The sequence below is a fragment of the Streptomyces sp. CA-179760 genome (assembly GCF_050937045.1).
Classification (GTDB): Bacteria; Actinomycetota; Actinomycetes; order Streptomycetales; family Streptomycetaceae; genus Streptomyces.
This window is the reverse complement of record NZ_JBNJLZ010000001.1, coordinates 6,620,152-6,638,551: the sequence shown is the minus strand read 5'-3', so window position 1 is coordinate 6,638,551 and position 18,400 is coordinate 6,620,152. Positions and strand designations below refer to the sequence as shown.

The window sequence follows — 18,400 nt, the reverse complement described above, 5'->3', positions numbered from 1 at the left end:
TTGGCAAGCCCTCTGCCGCTCAGCCACCCAAAAGGGGTCTCATTTTCCGTATCAAACGCGCATCCGCTCGATGACACACCGTTTCGGCCCCTAGGATTCCACCTATCACCTCACCGGTCTCATTCGACAGGAACCCCATGAGCGACACTTCCCCCTACGGCTTCGAGCTTGTGCGGCGTGGATACGACCGCGCTCAGGTGGACGAACGTATCTCCAAGCTCGTCTCCGACCGTGACAGCGCTCTCGCCCGCATCACCGCTCTGGAAAAGCGCATCGAAGAGCTCCACCTCGAGACGCAGAACGCCCAGGCCCAGGTCACCGACGCCGAGCCGTCGTACGCGGGTCTCGGTGCGCGCGTGGAGAAGATTCTCCGCCTCGCCGAGGAGGAGGCGAAGGACCTGCGCGAGGAGGCCCGGCGCGCGGCCGAGCAGCACCGTGAGCTCGCCGAGTCGGCGGCCCAGCAGGTGCGCAACGACGCCGAGGCGTACTCGTCGGAGCGCAAGGCCAAGGCCGAGGACGAGGGCCTGCGGATCGTCGAGAAGGCCAAGAGTGACGCCTCGCAGCTGCGTTCCGAGGCGCAGAAGGACGCGCAGTCCAAGCGCGAGGAGGCGGACGCCCTCTTCGAGGAGACCCGTGCCAAGGCCGCGCAGGCCGCCGCGGACTTCGAGACGAACCTCGCCAAGCGCCGCGAGCAGTCCGAGCGCGACCTGGCGTCCCGTCAGGCCAAGGCCGAGAAGCGTCTCGCCGAGATCGAGCACCGCGCCGAGCAGCTGCGCCTGGAGGCGGAGAAGCTGCGCACGGACGCCGAGCGCCGCGCCCGCCAGACGGTGGAGACGGCCCAGCGCCAGGCCGAGGACATCGTGGCCGACGCCAACGCCAAGGCCGACCGCATCCGTTCGGAATCCGAGCGCGAGCTGGCCGCCCTCACCAACCGCCGCGACAGCATCAACGCCCAGCTGACGAACGTCCGCGAGATGCTCGCGACGCTCACGGGCGCCGCGGTGGCCGCAGCCGGTACGCCGGCCGAGGACGAGCCGATCTCCCGTGGGGTCCCGGCCCAGCAGTCCCGGTAACACGCGGGCATCCGGAGCCTGAATCTCCGCAAAGCCCTCTGCCGCTCGGGTGGCAGAGGGCTTTGTCACGCTCTAGCGTGGCGGCATGATTGAGCTCGAGGGGCTGACCAAGCGTTACGGCGAGAAGGTGGCGGTCAACAACCTGTCCTTCACTGTCAGACCAGGTATCGTCACGGGCTTCCTCGGGCCCAACGGCGCGGGGAAGTCCACGACCATGCGGATGATCCTCGGTCTCGACCACCCCACCGCCGGCGACGTCCGTATCGACGGCAAGCACTACCAGCAGCTCAAGGACCCGCTGACGTACATCGGCGCCCTGCTGGAGGCCAAGGCCTGGCACGGCGGGCGCACCGCCTACAACCACCTGCTGTGCCTCGCGCAGAGCAACGGCATTCCGCGCGGCCGGGTGCGGGAGGTGCTGGAGACGGTCGGGCTGGCGGCGGTCGCGAAGAAGAAGACCAAGGGCTTCTCGATGGGCATGGGGCAGCGGCTCGGCATCGCCGCCGCGCTGCTCGGCGACCCGCGGATCCTGATGTTCGACGAGCCGGTCAACGGCCTCGATCCCGAGGGCATCCACTGGATCCGCACCCTGATGAAGTCGCTGGCCGCGCAGGGCCGGACCGTGTTCGTCTCCTCCCATCTGATGAGCGAGATGGCTCTGACGGCCGAGCACCTCGTCGTCATCGGGCAGGGGCGGCTGCTCGCGGACACCTCCATGGCCGACTTCATCGCACGCAACTCACGGTCGTACGTCCGGGTCCGCAGCCCGCAGCGGGAGCGGCTGCTCGATGTGCTGCACCAAGCCGGGATCGTGTGCGTGGAGAGCGGCGACGGAGTGCTGGAGGTGGACGGCGGCAAGGCCGAGCACGTCGGTGAGCTGGCGGCGCAGCACGGGCTGACGCTGCACGAGCTGAGCCCGCAACAGGCCTCGCTGGAGGAAGCGTTCATGCAGCTGACCGCGGAGTCGGTGGAGTACCACGCACACAGCGAGACGAGCCCGCAGCCGCCACAGCAGCAGCAGTGGGGCGACGGCTGGAAGAGGGGCTGAGCATGGCTACGACCCAGGTCGTACGGTCGGAGTGGACCAAGATCCGGTCGGTGGCGTCCACGGTGTGGACACTCTCGCTGGTGGTGGTCGTGACGGTCGCCCTCGGCATGCTGATCTCGGCGCTGTCGAAGAACGAGTTCGACAGCATGAACGCGCGGGACCGGGCGGAGTTCGATCCGACGTTCATCAGTTTCGCGGGGATGAGCCTCGGCCAGCTCGCGATGATCGTGTTCGGCGTGCTGGTGGTGTCGAACGAGTACAGCACCGGCATGATCCGCACCTCGCTGGCCGCCGTGCCGAAGCGCGGCTCCTTCCTGTTCAGCAAGGTCGCGGTGGCCAGTGGTCTCGCCCTGCTGGTCGGGCTCGTCACCAGCTTCGCCGCGTTCTTCCTGGGGCAGGCGATGCTCGGCGGGCACCGGGCGGAGATCGGGGACACGGGTGTGCTGCGGGCCGTGTTCGGCGGCGGCCTCTATATGGCCCTGATCGCGATGTTCTCGATGGGCGTCGCCGCGATGCTTCGCTCGCCGATGCTGTCGCTGGGCATCCTGATGCCGTTCTTCTTCCTGATCTCCAACATCCTCGGCAATGTCGACGCGACGAAGAAGGTCGGTCAGTTCCTGCCCGACCAGGCCGGCAGCAAGATCATGCAGGTGGTCACGCCGATCGACGACGACACCCCGTACGGGCCCTGGGGCGGCCTCGGAATCATGGGGCTGTGGGTGCTCGTGGCCCTGATCGGCGGGTACGTGCTGCTGAAGAAGCGCGACGCCTAGGCTGGGCGGAGTCCGGGTGGGGGGAGGCTGTCGGGGCCCTTCGGGGCCCTAGCCTTTACTTTCATTTGGGCGGAACCGTCAGCGCCTCGATATCCTCCTAACCCTTACGGGGGGCGTGTGCCCCGCTGTCCTGAACCTTGCGATGGGTGCGGAGCATGATCGAAGCAGTCGGCCTGACGAAGCGCTACGGCGACAAGACCGCTGTGTACAACCTTTCCTTCCAGGTGCGGCCCGGATCCGTCACCGGCTTCCTCGGGCCGAACGGCTCGGGCAAGTCGACGACGATGCGGATGATCCTCGGCCTGGACAACCCGACGGCCGGCCAGGTGACGATCGGGGGCTTTCCGTACCGCAAGCTGCCCAACGCCGCCCGCCAGGTCGGCGCCCTGCTGGACGCCAAGGCCGTGCACGGCGGCCGGGCCGCCCGCAACCACCTGCTCTGCCTGGCCCAGCTGTCCGGCATCCCGGCCCGGCGCGTGGACGAGGTGCTCGGGGTCGTCGGTCTGCAGGAAGTGGCAAAGAAGCGGTCCAAGGGCTTCTCCCTCGGCATGGGGCAGCGGCTCGGCATCGCCGCCGCGCTGCTCGGCGACCCCCAGGTGCTCCTGTTCGACGAGCCGGTCAACGGCCTCGACCCGGAGGGCATCCTCTGGGTGCGCAACCTGATGAAGGCGCTGGCGGCAGAGGGCCGTACGGTCTTCGTCTCCTCCCATCTGATGAGCGAGATGGCGCTGACCGCCGACCACCTCATCGTCATCGGGCGCGGACAGCTGCTGGCCGACATGAGCGTCACGGACTTCATCTCCGCGAACTCCGCGGACTTCGCGCGGGTCCGCACCCCCGACACCGAGCCTCAGCAGCGCGAGAAGCTGTCGGCCGCGCTCACCGAGTCGGGCGGGCACGTCCTGCCCGAGCAGGACGGGGCGCTGCGGGTGACCGGGCTGCCGCTCCCCCGCATCAGCGACATCGCGCACACCGCCGACGTACGGCTGTGGGAGCTGTCGCCGCACCAGGCCTCGCTGGAGGAGGCGTACATGCGGATGACGCAGGGCGCCGTCGACTACCGCTCGACCATCGACCAGAAGGAAGGCCTCCAGCAGCCGCTGCCGCCCGGCGCGCAGCCGCCGATGCCGGTGCCGGGTCAGGGCCAGCCGGGCTGGTACGCCCCGCCACCGCCCCAGCAAGGCGGGCAGCCGCTCCCGATGCCGCCGCAGGGCGCGCCGGGGCAGGCTCCGGCGGGACCGTACGGCGCACCCGGGGTTCCCGGGGCCCCCAGCGCGCCCGAGTCCGCTCCGGGCGCCCCTGGCGCCTTCGGCGCGGGAACACCCAACCCGTACGCCCAGCCCGCGCCCCAGGCGCCGCAGGCCCCGACGCCGCCCGCGTCCGAGGCGCCGCAGGCTCCCCCGCAAGCCCCCGCCGCCCCCGTGCAGCCCGCAGCCCCGCCGGCTCCCGCCCCGACCTCCGACCTGACCAAGCCCGAGGACGCCCGATGAGCAGCCCCCAGTCCCAGACGCCACAGGCCGCGCCCACCTGGCAGGCGGCGGCCCCCGGCTCTGCTTACCCCGCCTCCGGCTCGGCGGCCCCCGGCTACACCTCGCCGATCCCGGTCGTGCCCACGCACCTCGGGCACGCCATCGCCTCCGAGTGGACGAAGATCAGGTCGGTGCGCTCCACCATGTGGACGCTCGGCGTGTTCGTCCTGCTCGTCGTCGGCATCGGCCTGCTGACCGGCGTGGTGGTGGCGAACTCCGACCCGGCCCTGTCCGGCGAGAGCCCGCTCGGCCTGGGCTTCTTCGGGCTGCTGCTGGGCAGCATGTGCCTCATCACGCTGGGCGTGATGACCACCGCCTCGGAGTACGGCACCGGCATGGTCCGCACGACGATGGTCGCCTGCCCGAGCCGCGGCCGGGTGCTGGCGGCGAAGGCCATCGTGTTCTTCCTGGTCGCCTTCGTGGTGACGCTGGTGTCCTCGTCCCTCGTCGCCTTCCTGCACGTCACCATGCTGGAGGGCGACGGCGCCAAGTCCCCCACCGGCGGGGAGTGGCTGAAGGCCACGGTCGGCATTTCGGCCTACGTCGCGCTGCTGGGCCTGCTCTCGCTCGCCGTCGGCTCGATCATCCGGCACTCGGCCGGCGCCATCACCATCATGATCGGCGCCGTGCTCGCCCCGCTGGTGATCGCGCTGTTCATGTTCTCGGAGTCACTGGTGGCCGTGCGCGACGCGCTGTTCGAGTACTCCATCCCGAACCAGCTGAGCATCTTCTACGCCAACTCCCTCAGCGAGTCCGGCCCGTCCGGCTGGGACCCGCTGTGGATCATCCTCGCCGCGACGGGCGTCGCGTTCGCGGCCGCCTTCGCACTGCTGGAGAAGCGGGACGTCTGAGTTCCCTCGGAATCTCTGAGTCCCTCGGAATCTCTGAGTTCCCTCAGAATCTCGGCGAGTTACGGGACCGCTGCACCCCCGGGGTGCGGCGGTCCCGCGCGTTCCAGCAGGCCTTGTGCCAGTGCCGGCGGTCGTCGACGCCCACGTGCTCGGACCAGGCCACCACGTGCGGCACACCGTCGGGGATCAGCTGGTCGCAACCGGGGCAGCGGTACGACTTGCCCTGCGCGCTCGCGCCGGCCACATGCCGCACGCTCCAGCTCTCGCCCTGCCAGTTCTCCGAGGACTGCCAGCCGCCATAGCGGCCGGGGCTGTCGTCCTCGGCGCTCCGGCCAAACGAACCGGCATCCTTGGGTCGGTTACGACGCGGGGACACGGGACACCTCTCGGGGCTATACAGGAAGCACGGGCCGTGTCCAGCCTACGCGGCGCGGACGAGGGTACGCGTACGGCACCAATCGCCACAAGTCCCTCGCCGGGCGAGGCGGGTGCGCCCCCGACCAGCAGCGGAACGCCCCATTCTGCAGACAATCCGCAAAATACTCCGCCCGGCCGTGTCCTCGGCACGTGTCAGACGGTTATGCCCTGTGGGGGAGCTCCGTGTCGGAGCCAAGGAAGCAGGAATGCAATGCACGTTGGAAGTTTCGTGTTGGCGGCCCAGTTCCCCGGTCAGGGCGAGGGAGAGGCGCTGCACCGCGCGGTCCGCTCCGCCGAGGTGGCCGAGGAGTCGGGGCTCGACGCGGTCTGGCTGGCCGAGCACCACTTCGTGCCGTACGGCACATGCCCGTCGGCCATCACCCTGGCGGCCTTACTGCTGGGCCGCACCCGCCGCATCCGGGTCGGTACGGCGGTGAGCGTCCTGCCCACCGCCCACCCCGTGACCCTCGGCGAACAGGCCGCGCTGCTGCACCACACGAGCGGCGGCCGGTTCACGCTCGGTGTCGGGCGCGGCGGCCCGTGGGTCGACCTGGAGGTGTTCGGCGCGGGCCTGGAGGCCTACGAGAAGGGGTTCCCGGAAGCCCTGGACCTCCTGGAGCGCTGGCTGCGCGAACCGTCCGTGGCTGCCGACGGGGAGCGCTTCCGCTTCCGTGAAGTCCCGGTGGTCCCCCGGCCGTCGGAGGCCCTGACGGACGTCCAGGGGCCCGAGCTGGTCGTCGCCTGCACGTCCCCGGCAAGCGTGCGGCTCGCCGCCGAGCGCGGTCTTTCGATGTTGCTCGGTATGCATGTGGGAGACGAGGAGAAGGCCGAGATGGTCGCGCTGTGGCGGCAGCACGCGCGGGCGTGCGGCCGGCCCGCCGAGGAGATCCTCGGCGCGTCCCATGTGTCGGCGGGCGTCTGCCAGATCGCGGACCGGCGGGTCGACGCGGCGGAGACACTGATGAAGGCGATGCCGGGCTGGCTGAAGCAGGGCCTGGAGGCGCATGTCACGGTCGACGGGCGCACACGCCGGATGCGTGACCCGCTGGCGTACACCGAACTGCTCTGCGGGCTGCACCCGGTGGGGACGCCTCGGCTGTGCGCCGACCGGCTGGCCGCGACCAGCGAGCGGACCGGCATCTCGCGCTTCGCGCTGCTCGTCGAGGGCTCCGGGGACCTGGCGGCGACCGAGGAGAACGTACGGCGGCTGGGGACCGAGGTGCTCCCCCAACTCGTCTGAGCGCGGGGTGGATTCCTGGGGGCTTGCCGCTCCGGTACAAAAGCGCACCTCCCGCGTACGGAGCGGCAAGCAAGCGGCGCCGCGTCAGCAGTCCCGGAACTCGGGTGACTGGTTCAGCAACTGGCTGCGGACCGAGGTGAAGCGGTTCAGCTTCTCGTCGACCGAGGAGTCAAGCGGGAACACGGCTACCCGGTGGCAGTTCTGGAAAGCCAGCCGCACACCGAAGTGCCGTTGCAGCGCGCCTCGTATCGCGTCACTCGCAAGCGCACGCAGCAACTGACCGCGCGCCTGCTCGTCCGGCGGAGGCGTCTGGTTGTCGGCGAACGCACCGCCGTCCACCTTCAGCTGGGCCACCAGGGAGCTGATCATCTCCCACGCATAGGGCAGGGAGGTCCGGACGCAGTCGACGAATTCCGCTTCGTCGACCTCGCCTCGCTCGGCCTGTTCGAGTAGGGCCGGTGAGACGTCGAGCGACATGAGTTCTCCTCTCGCACCCCCGCCCGGCGGGCAGGGGTTGCCGGACAGATAAGGGAGTTCGCGATACCGGACACGCTGCGTACACACCTCGCGACCTCCCGTTCATACCGTAAGCAACCGACGGTGACGGCACCAGGAGAATGCGCAGATGGCACACTCTCAATGAGCACACCATGCACACAATCGGCCATTACCGAACACGCGTTTTCCAGGGCGAATCGCGTGGGCAGGCGCCCGTCGAGTAGCGTTGCCGACCATGCGTCTCGTCATTGCCCGCTGTTCCGTGGACTACGCCGGGCGGCTCACCGCCCACCTTCCCTCGGCCCCGCGCCTGATCCTGGTGAAGGCGGACGGCAGCGTCTCGATCCACGCCGACGACCGGGCTTACAAGCCCCTGAACTGGATGTCGCCGCCCTGCACTCTGAAGGAGGGCACCGGCGAGGAAGAGGGCGTCTGGACCGTCATCAACAAGGCGGGCGAGAAGCTCATCATCACGATGGAGGAGGTTCTCCACGACTCCTCGCACGAACTGGGCGTGGATCCCGGCCTGATCAAGGACGGCGTGGAAGCGCACCTCCAGGAGCTGCTCGCCGACCGCATCGAGACACTCGGCGACGGCTACACCCTGATCCGCCGCGAGTACCCGACGGCCATCGGGCCGGTGGACATCCTGTGCCGGGACGCCGACGGCAAGACCGTCGCCGTGGAGATCAAGCGGCGCGGCGAGATCGACGGCGTGGAGCAGCTGACGCGCTATCTGGAGCTGCTGAACCGCGATCCCCATCTCGCGCCGGTCCGCGGCGTCTTCGCCGCCCAGGAGATCAAGCCCCAGGCCCGCGTCCTCGCGACGGACCGGGGCATCGGCTGCCAGGTCCTCGACTACGACGCGATGCGCGGCATCGAGGACGACAAGCTGCGGCTGTTCTGACCCACCCCGTCTCTGACTCACCCCCACCCGACAAAGAGGGCCGGGCCCGCGGAAGCGGACCCGGCCCTGCTGTGTGTACGGGGTGTCAGATCACCTGGTCCGAGCTGCTGGGCGTGCCCGCGCCGCTGCTCTGCGGCGCGCTCGCGGTGGTGCTCGTCGGCGCGCTCGGCGCCGGGCCGCTGGCCGAGTCGGAGGTGGACGGGCTGGTCGTCGGCGGAGTCGTCGTCGGCGTGGGCTCCCCGGTGTCCGTCGGCGTAGGCGTCGGCGAGGGCGGGGTGGAACTCGACGGCGGCTTGGACGGTGAGGACGGCGGCTTGGACGGGGTCGTCGGCGGCTTCGAGGACGTCGGGGGCTTCGATGTCGTCGGCGGCTTGGACGTGGACGCCGGATCGCTCGGATCCTGCGAACCGCTCGGTCCGTCCGTCGGTGTCGGATCGTCCGATGTGCCGGGCGTGCCGTCCGGCCCCGGGTCGGTCGGGCGGCTGGTCGCCGCGCTGGTGCCGCCGCCCTCGTTCGCCGCCGGGTCGGCGCCCAGGCTGCCGTCGCCCAGGCCCTGGCTGGCCGAGGGGTTGACGCCGACCTGGTCGGACGGCGGGTTCCGGTCCTTGTCGGAGGTGGCGCCGAGGGTCACCACCGTGCCGAGCACGGCGACGAGCAGGGCGCCGGCGCCCGCGGCCACGAGGTTGCGCCGGGCCAGGCCCTTGAGACCGCCCTGGGCCTTGTGCGAGGACGCTGACGAGCTGTGGTGGGTGACCACGGTCGGCGAGGAGGGCTGCTGGAGCGTCGGGAAGGCCGCCGGAACACCGCCGGCCGGGGACGCCGACTCCTCGTACCGGGCGTCGGGCACCTCCTCCCCCGCGGTGGGCCCGAGCCCGATCGGGGTGCCCGAGCGGTCGGAGACCAGGGCGAGGGCGCGACGGCCGGCGACGGTGCCGCGCTTGTCGGCCAGGGCGCCGCGCAGGCCGATGGACGCTTCCAGTTCGGCACGGGCCCGGTCGAGCAGTCCGCCGCACAGGGCGAGGATGCCGAGCTCGTGGTGGAAGTAGGCCTCCTCGGTGACGTCACCGGCGAGCCGGGCGGCCTCGGCGCCGGCCCGCAGGGCCCGTTCCCAGGCGCTCCAGTGCAGTCCGGCGGCGAACGCGGGGGCGGCGGTGCGGGCCAGGTGGACGGCCGCGCTCTCCTCGCCCTCGGCGGGCGGCCGGGTGAGGGGCCCGAGGACGGCCAGGGCCGCGAGGACGGCGTCGGACTCGGCGCACACACGCTCCGGGGTGACCGAGGGGTGCCCGGCCCACCAGGAGTAGTGCTGGGCGGCGCTGCGGGCGCCGGCCTCGGCCTCGTCGCCGTATCCGGCGGCCTCCAGCTGGGCCGGCACACCCGCGGCGAGCCGGTAGCGGGAGCCGACCGGGGAGACCAGACCGCAGACGGCCAGTTCGCCGAGGGCGGCGTCCGCGTGGGTGTCGCCGACCAGGGCGGGCAGATGCGCCTGGTGCGGGACCTCGCCGCCGAGGGCGACGGCGAACCGCAGGGTGGCACGGGCGGAGGCGCTCAGCCGGGAGGCGAGCAGCGGGGCCGGGGCGGCGGCCTCGCCGAGCGAGGGCAGCGGTACGTCGTCCCCGTCTGCGGCGTCGTACGCCTCGGCCGGGGGCGCGTCCTCGAAGACGCCGAACTCGTCGACGGCGCTCGTCCCGGCGCGCAGATGGTCCCGCTGCCGCAGCAGGGCACCGGCCTGGACGAAGCGCAGCGGCAGGCCCTCGGACTCGAACCAGAGATCACCCGCCCAGTTGGACTCCTCCTCGGTGAGGGACCGGCCGACGGCGTGCTCCAGCAGGTCGAGTCCGGCCGCGCGGTCCAGGCCGCCGAGGACGACCTCCTCGACGGCGGAGTCGGCGGAGGGAGCGGGCACGTCCGGGGCGGCGCCCAGCAGGAAGGCGCACTCCGGGGTCGCCTCCAGCAGCTCGTCGAGCGCGGCGCCGCCGAACTCGATGTCGTCGAGGACGACGACCGCGCCGATCTCACGGAGGTGGGTGAGCAGTTCGTCCTGGTCCGGGTGGTACAGGGGGGCGCTGAAGACGGCGCGGAAGAGCTCGTACCGCAGGTCGCCGGAGGTGCGGCCGAAGCCGCTGAGGCGGACGACGCCGTCGGGGGCGAGGTCCGAGCAGTCCTCGGCGACGAGGTCGAGGAGGCGGGTGCGGCCCGAGCCGGCGGGTCCGGTGAGACGGACGGAGCGGCCGCGGGCGAGCAGGCGCACCAGTCGCTCGCGCTCGTCCTGGCGGGCCAGCAGCGGCAGGGCGGGACGCGCGGGGCCGGGCGGGACGGGCGGCCGGGCCGCGCGCTCGGCCTCGGCGCGTTCGGCCGCGGTGAGCTTCACGGGCCGGACGGGCCGTTCGGCGGGCGGGCAGGCCTCTATCTCGCTGCCGTCGACGGGGTTGACGGTCAGCAGGAAGTCGCCGGCGACGAGCCGCACCGTGCGGGCGAGCGCGGGCGCGTGCTGCGCGAAGTCGGGTGTGAGGGAGTCCCGGGGCGGGCGCTGGCGCGGCCCCTGGCCGTCGCCTTCGTGGCCGTACTCCTCGGGTCCCCGGGTGTTCGGGTCCATAAGTCAAGCCCCCAAAAGCGGGTGTGTGCTGTGAAAGCCCTTCCCGGCCTTGCTGCACACCGCGCTGTCGCTTCTGGTCCGGGCCCGCTCGAAGGGTGGCAAGGCAGCGGGCAGCCGAACCCTAAACCTTCGCACAGTATCTACGACAGTCCGGGGTACCGCGGCGTCCGAGACGTCACGGTCTCGTGAGGATTGCGCGCGTCGCACGATTCGACGACGTCCGTCCGGGTCCTCCCCGGTCTCCCGGTTCACACCCGTACGTCGGAGTCACACGCGGGGCAGTGTCTCCACCCCGATGCCCCCTTCGATCGCCAGGATCCGGTGCAGGCGGGTGGCCACCAGCAGGCGCTGCATCTGCGGCGGTACACCGCGCAGCACCAGGCGCCGGCCGCAGCGGCCGGCCCGCCGGTGGGCTCCCATGATCACGCCCAGACCGGTGGCGTCCCAGGAGTCCAGTTCGGACAGGTCGAGCACGAGGTCGCCGACTCCGTCGTCGACGGCCGAGTGCAGGACCGTTCGGGCGTCCGCCGCGCTCCGGACGTCGAGGCGGCCCCCGACGACCAGCTCGGCGTGGTCGCCCCTGATGTGCATATGCGCTCCCCGTGCGTGCGTCTCGTGCTCCGCGTTTCTGATGCCGGTGATGCAACCTCTGACTGTGTGGAGGCGGCAGAGGTTGCTTCCTGTAAGCGAACCGATACCGAATTCACCCGGGGGTGTGATGCCTCCGGGGCATGTGCGGTTTCAGTGCTTGTAGAAGCCCTGCCCGCTCTTGCGTCCGATGTCACCGGCGTCAACCATCCGGCGCATCAGCTCGGGAGCCGCGAACTTCTCGTCCTGGGACTCGGTGTAGATGTTGCTGGTGGCGTGCAGCAGGATGTCGACGCCCGTCAGGTCCGCCGTCGCCAGCGGCCCCATGGCGTGGCCGAAGCCCAGCTTGCAGGCGAGGTCGATGTCCTCGGCGCTCGCCACGCCCGACTCCTGCAGCTTCGCGGCCTCGACGACCAGGGCGCAGATGAGACGGGTCGTCACGAAGCCGGCCACGTCGCGGTTGACGACGATGCAGGTCTTGCCGACCGACTCGGCGAACTCCCGGGCCTTGGCCAGGGTTTCGTCGCTGGTCTTGTAGCCGCGGACCAGTTCGCACAGCTGCATCATCGGCACCGGCGAGAAGAAGTGCGCGCCGACGACCCGCTCGGGGCGCTCCGTCGCGGCCGCGATCTTGGTGATCGGGATGGCGGAGGTGTTGGAGGCGAGGATCGCCTCGTCCTTCACGAGCTTGTCGAGCGTGCGGAAGATCTCGTGCTTGATCTCGAGCTTCTCGAACACGGCCTCCACGACGACGTCCGCGTCGGCCACGGCGTCCAGGTCGGTGGTGGCGGTGATCCGGGACAGGGCGGCGTCGGCGTCGTGCGCCTCCAGCTTGCCCTTGGCGACGAACTTGTCGTACGAGGCCTTGATTCCGTCGGTACCCCGCTTCAGCGCCTCGTCGGTGACGTCGCGCAATACGACGTCCCAGCCCGCCTGCGCCGAGACCTGGGCGATACCGGCTCCCATGAGGCCGGCTCCGATGACGGCGAGCTTCCCTGCCACGTTACGACTCCCTGCTGACACGGCTCTTATGTATGCCTCTCGGGCGGACACTAGCGCTCGTGGGGCGCTGTGTGACCGCTAAGTAACGCGCGTCACGTCTCACATGACGGACATCACACCGGGCAGGGTCATGCCGCGCCGCGTACGGCGTAGTTGAGCACCTTCTCACTCAACAGCTCCTCGATGTCGTCGAGGAGGACGAGCATCTCTCGTGACACTTCGTCCGGGTTGCGCCCCTTGACCATCTCGCGGCCGATGGCGACGAAGACGGTGCTGTGGACCCAGCAGATCTGACCGGCGATCAGCCCCGGCAGCGGGTCGCCGTCACCCGCGCCGGTCTCCTCGCGGAGGGTCGCCTCCAGGTTGTCCTGGACCTCCTGCTGGATGCTCCACAGCCGGGAGCGCAGCGGCGGCGCCTCGTCGATGCAGCGCATGAAGCGGTCATAGCCCTCGATGAGGCCCATCCGGGGCGAGACGGCCTCGGTCTCGGCGCGCAGCTCGCGCAGCACCGCCCGGGTGGCCGACTCCCCCGCGTCCCGGCCGCGCACCCAGCGGGAGAGCCGGTCGACGACTCCCTGGGAGCGGTCGAAGAAGAGGTCCTCCTTGGCCGGGAAGTAGTTGTAGACGGTGTTCACGGAGACGTCGGCCGCCTCCGCCACGTCCGCGATCGTCACCGTCACGAACCCGTGCTCCAGGAACAGCCCGGTGGCGATGTCCGAGATGCGCTGCCTGGTCTCGCGCTTCTTCCGTTCCCTGAGCCCTTCAGCCATGTCCGAATCGTAGCTTCCCTGGGGGTTCTGAAAACTTGGGGTCATTGCAAACTTTAAGAGACTCTGTTTTTCTGTAGGCATGGAAAACAGGGGCGTGGAGAACGCGGGCACGGAGAGCGCGGGCACGGAGAACAGAGGCATGGCAATCATCAGTACGGCCGGTCTGGCCCGTACCTTCCAGACGAAGCGCGGCCCGGTCCAGGCCGTGCGCGGCATCGACCTGACCGTCCGCGAGGGCGAGATCCTCGGCTTCCTCGGCCCGAACGGCGCCGGCAAGACGACGACCCTGCGAATGCTGACGACCCTGCTGGAGCCGACCGGTGGTGCCGCGACCGTCGCGGGCCACGACCTGGCGACCGACCCGGCCGGGGTACGGCGGGCCTGCGGCTACGTGGCGCAGTCCGGCGGCGTGGACCCGCAGATCACCGTGCGGGAGGAACTGGTCACCCAGGGGCGCCTGTACCGCCTGACCAGGGCGCATGCCGCCGAGCGTGCCGAGGAACTGGCCCGCGACCTGGGCCTCACCGACCTGCTCGAGAGCAAGTGCGCCGCGCTCTCCGGCGGGCAGCGGCGGCGTCTGGACATCGCGATGGCGCTCACCCACCGCCCGAAGGTGCTGTTCCTCGACGAGCCGACGACCGGTCTCGATCCCGGCAGCCGGGCCGATCTGTGGGACCTGGTGCGGCGGCTGCGCGACGAGCACGGCACGACCGTCTTCCTGACCACCCACTACCTCGACGAGGCCGACGCCCTCTCCGACCGGCTCGTCGTCGTCGACCGGGGCGTGGTGGTCGCCGAGGGCACCCCGAGCGCGCTGAAGCTCCGCTACGGCGGCTCGCTCGACGCCTCGCTCCAGAACACGTTCCTCGCCATCACCGGCCGCAGCGCCACGCCCGCCGACCAGGCACCCGTCGCCGTATAGGACCCGGACAGGACACAGAGGACCCCTGATGCTTTTGCACGACACCGCGCTCGTCTACGGGCGCTATCTCCGCCAGTCCCTGCGATCCCGCTTCGCACTGCTCTTCGGCGTCCTGATGCCGCTGCTGTACCTGCTGTTCTTCGGTCCCCTGCTCACGGACCTGCCGCTCGGCGAGCAGGGCAGCTCCTGGCAGGTTCTCGTCCCCGGTCTGCTGCTCCAACTGGGCTTGTTCGGGGCGTCGTTCGCCGGCTTCTCGATCATCATCGAGAAGGGCCACGGGGTGGTCGAACGCATGCGCGTCACCCCGGTCAGCCGACTGGCCCTGCTGCTCGGCCGGGTGCTACGGGACGCCACGGTGTTCGTCTTCCAGGCGGTGCTGCTGGTGCTGGCGGCGATGGCGATGGGACTGCGGGCCCCGCTGGCCGGCGTTCTGATCGGCTTCGGGTTCGTCGCCCTGCTCTCGCTCTCGCTGGCCTCGCTGTCGTACGCGCTGGCCATGAAGCTGGACACCCCGCAGAGCTTCGGTCCCGCGATCAACGCGCTGACCATGCCGTCCATGCTGCTGTCCGGCCTGATGCTGCCGATGACCCTGGGCCCGGCCTGGCTGGACGTCCTGTCCCACCTCATGCCGTTCCGCTATCTGGTGGACGCGGTGCGGGACGCGTACGTCGGCAGCTACGCGACAGCGCCCATGCTCTACGGCGTCCTGGTGGCCGTCGGCCTCACCGCTCTGTCCGTGACAGTGGGCACACGCGTGTTCCGAACCGCCGGAGCGTAACTACGCTGGCCACATGGTCAATCTGACGCGCATCTACACCAGGACCGGCGACCAGGGCACCACCGCCCTCGGCGACATGAGCCGGGTCGCCAAGACCGACCTCAGGATCTCCGCGTACGCCGACGCCAACGAGGCGAACGCGGCGATCGGGGCGGCGATCGCCCTGGGCGGCCTGGACGAGGAGGTCGTCAAGGTCCTCACCCGTGTGCAGAACGACCTGTTCGACGTGGGTGCGGACCTGTCGACGCCGGTGGTGGAGAACCCGGAGTTCCCGCCACTGCGGGTCGAGCAGTTCTACATCGACAAGCTCGAAGCCGACTGCGACCACTTCAACGAGCGGCTGGAGAAACTGCGGTCCTTCATCCTCCCCGGCGGCACCCCCGGCGCGGCCCTGCTCCACCAGGCCTGCACGGTCGTACGCCGGGCGGAGCGCTCGACGTGGGCCGCACTGGAGGTGCACGGCGAGACGATGAACCCCCTGACGGCGACCTATCTCAACCGCGCCTCCGACCTGCTGTTCATCCTCGCGAGGACGGCGAACAAGCAGGTCGGAGACGTGTTGTGGGTGCCGGGCGGAGAGCGCTAGGTTCTCCCCCGGGCGGCATGCCAGAGGCCGTTGGCGGAGAGGACCCCGCCGACGATCATCATCACGATGCCGACCTTGGTGAGCGTGACGACGGGGACGTCCACGTCTCCGGTGAAGCGCCACAGCAGCAGGCCGATCAGGAAGGTGACCACGCCTTCGGTCAGATACTGCTTCGCCTTGGTCATGACTGGATCCTTTCCTTCGACGTGGTGACGGTGGTGTCCTGCTCCCCGGCGGAGGACTTTCGCGGCCAGATGAAGTAGCTCAGCGCGATCAGGCCGTGGATGCCGGCCGCGCGCCAGGCCGTATAGCGCCAGCTCTCCAGGGAGGTGACGCGGCTCGGGTCGTCCACGTACCAGATGGCGGCCTGGAGCAGCACGGTCGCGACGACCGCCCCGATCAGCGTGCCCAGCCAGATCCTGGCCTCGTGGCGTGCGCGGGCCATGCCGTCGCGCGGGGGCTTCCGCGGAGGCGGGGCACCGCCGAACCGGTGGGCCGCGTGGCCGTCGAGCCACTTCACCGTGCGGTGGCCGTGCCCGACGGTGTAGCCGATGTACAGCGCGGCCAGGCCGTGCGTCCAGTTCGGGTCGGCGCCGTTCTTCAGGTCCAGCGTGGTGGCGACCAGCAGGACGACCTCCAGCAGCGGTTCGCACAGCAGCAGGGCCAGGCCGGTGCGCGGCATCTTCAGCAGGTAGCGGGCGCCCAGTCCGGCGGCCAGCAGCACCCAGAAGCCGATCTCGCAGGCGGCGATCAGTGCGACGATCACGGTTCGCTCCTCTCGGTCACCTTCAAGGCTCCCGGTCGGGGCGGCCGGAATCGTCGTCGCGTCTGACGAATCCGCGGTACATCGAAAGATGCAGTGAGGGACCCTACGCGGGGATCACGCGTGTGGCGCCACGGCCGTGTTGGATGGAGTCATGGCCGTACGACTCCCCCGCCCACACCGCTTCGACGTCTACATCGCGACGGGCGGCCTGCTCGGCGGACTGCTGCTGTGGGGCCTCGGACTGGCCACCCGGCCGCACACCGAGCCGTACGTGCTGTTGCCGGGACGCTGGCCGCTGCTGCTGCCGCTCTTCGTCATGGCCGGCTGCGAGCTGCTGCGCCGGGCCGCCCCGCGCACCGCCCTGCTGACCGGCACGGCCGCGATCGTCCTGGACACCCTGACCCAGGGCAACCTGGTCACGATCCTGATGTACACCGACCTGATGTACGCGGCCGTCCTGTACGGCACGCCCGCCTCGGCCCGCCGCATTCCACGGATCACCGGGCTGCTCACGGTGGCCGGGGCCGTGGTGCCGTTCGCCCTGTGGCGCGAGCCCGAGGTTCTGCTGATCGGGGTGGTCACGGGGATCGTGGCCTTCGGCCCGGCCGCCACCGGCCTGATCGTCCGCAACCACCGCGACGCCGCCGAGTCCGCCCGGCTGCGCGCCGAGCAGACCGCGCTGCTCGCCGAGATGGACCGCACCCAGGCGGTCACCGCCGAACGCGCCCGGATGGCCCGCGAACTGCACGACATGGTCGCCAACCATCTGTCCGCCATCGCCATCCACTCCACGGCCGCCCTCTCCCTCGACGACCCCAGGACCTCGCAAGAGGCGATGGTGGTCATCCGTGAGAACAGCGTCGCGGGGCTCTCGGAGATGCGGCGGCTGATCGGCATCCTGCGCGACTCCACCGGTGACACCGAGCCGGTCGCCGCCCCCACCCTCGACGGGCTCGGCGCCCTGGTCGAGGGGGCCCGCACCAACGGCCTCGACGTCACGCTCGACTCCGCTCACGGCACGGTTCCCGCGCCCGTCGAACTCGCCGCCTACCGCATCGTGCAGGAGTCCCTCACCAACGCTCTCAAGCACGCCGGCCCCGGCCGGGTCACCGTGTCGCTCACTCAGCGGGACGGGCTGCTGACCGTCGCGGTGATCAGTCCCTACGGCGACCGGGACGGGCCGAGCGCCCCCGGCTCCGGCGCCGGCCTGGTCGGCATGCGGGAACGCACGGCGCTTCTGGACGGCACGTTCGAGGCCGGCCCCGAGGACTCGCCGCACGGCAAGATCTGGGTCGTACGCGCGTCCCTGCCCGTCACCGAAGGAGAACCCGAATGATCCGCGTCCTGGTCGCAGAGGACCAGTCCGCCGTCCGCGCCGGACTGGTCCTCATCCTGCGCAGCGCGCCCGACATCGAGGTGGCCGGCGAGGCGGCGGACGGCGAACAGGCGGTGGCGCTGGCCCGCGAGCTGCGGCCGGACCTGGTGCTGATGGACGTTCAGATGCCACGCCTGGACGGGGTGTCGGCGACCCGGGAGGTCGTCACGGAAGGCCTCGCCGATGTTCTGGTGCTGACGACCTTCGACCTCGACGAGTACGTCTTCGGGGCGCTGCGGGCGGGCGCGGCCGGCTTCCTGCTGAAGAACACCGAGGCGAGGCAGCTGCTGGAGGCCGTACGGACGGTCGCCCGCGGGGAGGGACTGATCTCCCCGGCGGTCACGCGGCGGCTGATCGCGGAGTTCGCCGCGAAGCCGACGCGGGAGCCCACGGCCGACCCGGCCGTCCTGGACCGGCTGACCCGGCGCGAACGCGAGGTGCTGTCCTGTCTCGGCGAGGGCCTGTCCAACGCGGACATCGCGGACCGGCTCGACATGGCCGAGGCGACCGTGAAGACCCATGTCAGCAGGCTGCTGGCCAAGCTGGAACTGCGCAGCCGGGTACAAGCGGCGGTGCTGGCGCAGGAGTTGGGTGTCTGACCCGACATTGGAGTGCGGTGGTCCAGACCTATTGACCGGTGGTCCAGACCTTTCTATTCTCACCGCACCATGAGGGGCGTGAGGC

20 protein-coding genes are annotated in these 18,400 nt (G+C 70.6%); 12 read left to right on the top strand and 8 right to left on the bottom strand.

Going from position 1 to position 18,400, the window contains the following annotated elements; genetic code table 11:
* Positions 1-137 precede the first annotated feature (137 nt).
* The 5 genes from ACQEV8_RS30385 to ACQEV8_RS30365 all read left to right on the top strand — a co-directional run bounded on the left by ACQEV8_RS30385 (position 138) and on the right by ACQEV8_RS30365 (position 5,274).
* On the top strand, positions 138-1,073 hold the full coding sequence (locus ACQEV8_RS30385) for a cellulose-binding protein (protein WP_189723252.1): 936 nt from the start codon (positions 138-140) through the stop codon (positions 1,071-1,073).
* A gap of 85 nt (positions 1,074-1,158) precedes the next feature.
* Positions 1,159-2,121 carry an ABC transporter ATP-binding protein gene (locus ACQEV8_RS30380; protein ID WP_432966569.1) on the top strand — a complete coding sequence of 321 codons (963 nt, stop codon included), beginning with the start codon at positions 1,159-1,161 and terminating at the stop codon, positions 2,119-2,121.
* A gap of 2 nt (positions 2,122-2,123) precedes the next feature.
* Positions 2,124-2,894: an ABC transporter permease gene (locus ACQEV8_RS30375; RefSeq protein WP_432966567.1), complete on the top strand. Its 771-nt coding sequence runs from the start codon at positions 2,124-2,126 to the stop codon at positions 2,892-2,894.
* A 155-nt stretch (positions 2,895-3,049) separates the two neighbouring features.
* On the top strand, positions 3,050-4,384 hold the full coding sequence (locus ACQEV8_RS30370; RefSeq protein WP_432966565.1) for an ABC transporter ATP-binding protein: 1,335 nt from the start codon (positions 3,050-3,052) through the stop codon (positions 4,382-4,384).
* The gene (locus tag ACQEV8_RS30365; RefSeq protein WP_432966563.1) at positions 4,381-5,274 is read left to right on the top strand and encodes an ABC transporter permease; all 894 of its coding nucleotides are present in this window, start codon (positions 4,381-4,383) and stop codon (positions 5,272-5,274) included. The genes ACQEV8_RS30370 and ACQEV8_RS30365 overlap by 4 nt, the downstream gene beginning before the upstream one ends.
* A 43-nt stretch (positions 5,275-5,317) precedes the next feature.
* Here ACQEV8_RS30365 and ACQEV8_RS30360 read toward each other — a convergent pair whose 3' ends face one another.
* Positions 5,318-5,650, bottom strand: coding sequence for an ATP/GTP-binding protein (locus ACQEV8_RS30360; protein WP_432966561.1), 333 nt, complete (start codon positions 5,648-5,650; stop codon positions 5,318-5,320).
* 252 nt (positions 5,651-5,902) lie between these two features.
* Between ACQEV8_RS30360 and ACQEV8_RS30355 the strand changes: the two genes are divergently transcribed.
* Positions 5,903-6,931: an LLM class flavin-dependent oxidoreductase gene (locus ACQEV8_RS30355; RefSeq protein WP_432966559.1), complete on the top strand. Its 1,029-nt coding sequence runs from the start codon at positions 5,903-5,905 to the stop codon at positions 6,929-6,931.
* Positions 6,932-7,015: 84 nt separating this feature from the next.
* Here the strand turns inward: ACQEV8_RS30355 and ACQEV8_RS30350 are convergent, their stop codons facing one another.
* Positions 7,016-7,408 (bottom strand): SCO5389 family protein, encoded by a 393-nt coding sequence (locus ACQEV8_RS30350; protein ID WP_432966557.1) that lies wholly within the window; start codon positions 7,406-7,408, stop codon positions 7,016-7,018.
* Positions 7,409-7,664: 256 nt separating this feature from the next.
* On the opposite strand from ACQEV8_RS30350, the gene nucS reads away from it, so the two are divergent.
* Positions 7,665-8,336, top strand: coding sequence for an endonuclease NucS (gene nucS, locus ACQEV8_RS30345; protein WP_184590411.1), 672 nt, complete (start codon positions 7,665-7,667; stop codon positions 8,334-8,336).
* 85 nt (positions 8,337-8,421) lie between these two features.
* On the opposite strand, the gene ACQEV8_RS30340 is transcribed toward nucS, so the two are convergent.
* From ACQEV8_RS30340 to ACQEV8_RS30325, 4 genes are all read right to left on the bottom strand, one after another.
* On the bottom strand, positions 8,422-10,929 hold the full coding sequence (locus tag ACQEV8_RS30340) for an ATP-binding protein (protein WP_432966555.1): 2,508 nt from the start codon (positions 10,927-10,929) through the stop codon (positions 8,422-8,424).
* A 267-nt stretch (positions 10,930-11,196) separates the two neighbouring features.
* Entirely contained in the window at positions 11,197-11,520 is a 324-nt protein-coding gene (locus ACQEV8_RS30335; RefSeq protein ID WP_003993003.1) for an STAS domain-containing protein, read from the bottom strand.
* Positions 11,521-11,670: 150 nt separating this feature from the next.
* Complete coding sequence (locus ACQEV8_RS30330; RefSeq protein WP_432966552.1) at positions 11,671-12,519, bottom strand: 3-hydroxyacyl-CoA dehydrogenase family protein; 849 nt, start codon at positions 12,517-12,519, stop codon at positions 11,671-11,673.
* 128 nt (positions 12,520-12,647) lie between these two features.
* A complete protein-coding gene (locus ACQEV8_RS30325; protein ID WP_432966550.1) occupies positions 12,648-13,289 on the bottom strand; it encodes a TetR/AcrR family transcriptional regulator in 642 nt (213 codons plus the stop codon).
* Positions 13,290-13,428: 139 nt separating this feature from the next.
* On the opposite strand from ACQEV8_RS30325, the gene ACQEV8_RS30320 reads away from it, so the two are divergent.
* From ACQEV8_RS30320 to ACQEV8_RS30310, 3 genes are read left to right on the top strand one after another with little or no spacing between them, the layout of a single operon-like run.
* Positions 13,429-14,211: an ABC transporter ATP-binding protein gene (locus ACQEV8_RS30320; RefSeq protein WP_432966548.1), complete on the top strand. Its 783-nt coding sequence runs from the start codon at positions 13,429-13,431 to the stop codon at positions 14,209-14,211.
* A gap of 28 nt (positions 14,212-14,239) precedes the next feature.
* Entirely contained in the window at positions 14,240-14,989 is a 750-nt protein-coding gene (locus ACQEV8_RS30315) for an ABC transporter permease (protein ID WP_432966546.1), read from the top strand.
* Positions 14,990-15,002: 13 nt separating this feature from the next.
* Positions 15,003-15,575: a cob(I)yrinic acid a,c-diamide adenosyltransferase gene (locus ACQEV8_RS30310; protein ID WP_399024177.1), complete on the top strand. Its 573-nt coding sequence runs from the start codon at positions 15,003-15,005 to the stop codon at positions 15,573-15,575.
* Here the strand turns inward: ACQEV8_RS30310 and ACQEV8_RS30305 are convergent.
* Positions 15,572-15,760, bottom strand: a complete 189-nt coding sequence (locus ACQEV8_RS30305; RefSeq protein WP_189723238.1) for a DUF5708 family protein — start codon at positions 15,758-15,760, stop codon at positions 15,572-15,574. The genes ACQEV8_RS30310 and ACQEV8_RS30305 overlap by 4 nt on opposite strands.
* On the bottom strand, positions 15,757-16,341 hold the full coding sequence (locus tag ACQEV8_RS30300) for a hypothetical protein (protein WP_432966543.1): 585 nt from the start codon (positions 16,339-16,341) through the stop codon (positions 15,757-15,759). The genes ACQEV8_RS30305 and ACQEV8_RS30300 overlap by 4 nt, the downstream gene beginning before the upstream one ends.
* A 151-nt stretch (positions 16,342-16,492) precedes the next feature.
* Here ACQEV8_RS30300 and ACQEV8_RS30295 point away from each other — a divergent pair, with 151 nt between their 5' ends.
* Positions 16,493-17,677, top strand: coding sequence for a sensor histidine kinase (locus ACQEV8_RS30295; RefSeq protein WP_432966541.1), 1,185 nt, complete (start codon positions 16,493-16,495; stop codon positions 17,675-17,677).
* Positions 17,674-18,315 (top strand): response regulator, encoded by a 642-nt coding sequence (locus ACQEV8_RS30290; protein ID WP_432966539.1) that lies wholly within the window; start codon positions 17,674-17,676, stop codon positions 18,313-18,315. Before ACQEV8_RS30295 ends, ACQEV8_RS30290 begins: the two co-directional genes overlap by 4 nt.
* The last annotated feature ends 85 nt before the right edge of the window (positions 18,316-18,400 follow it).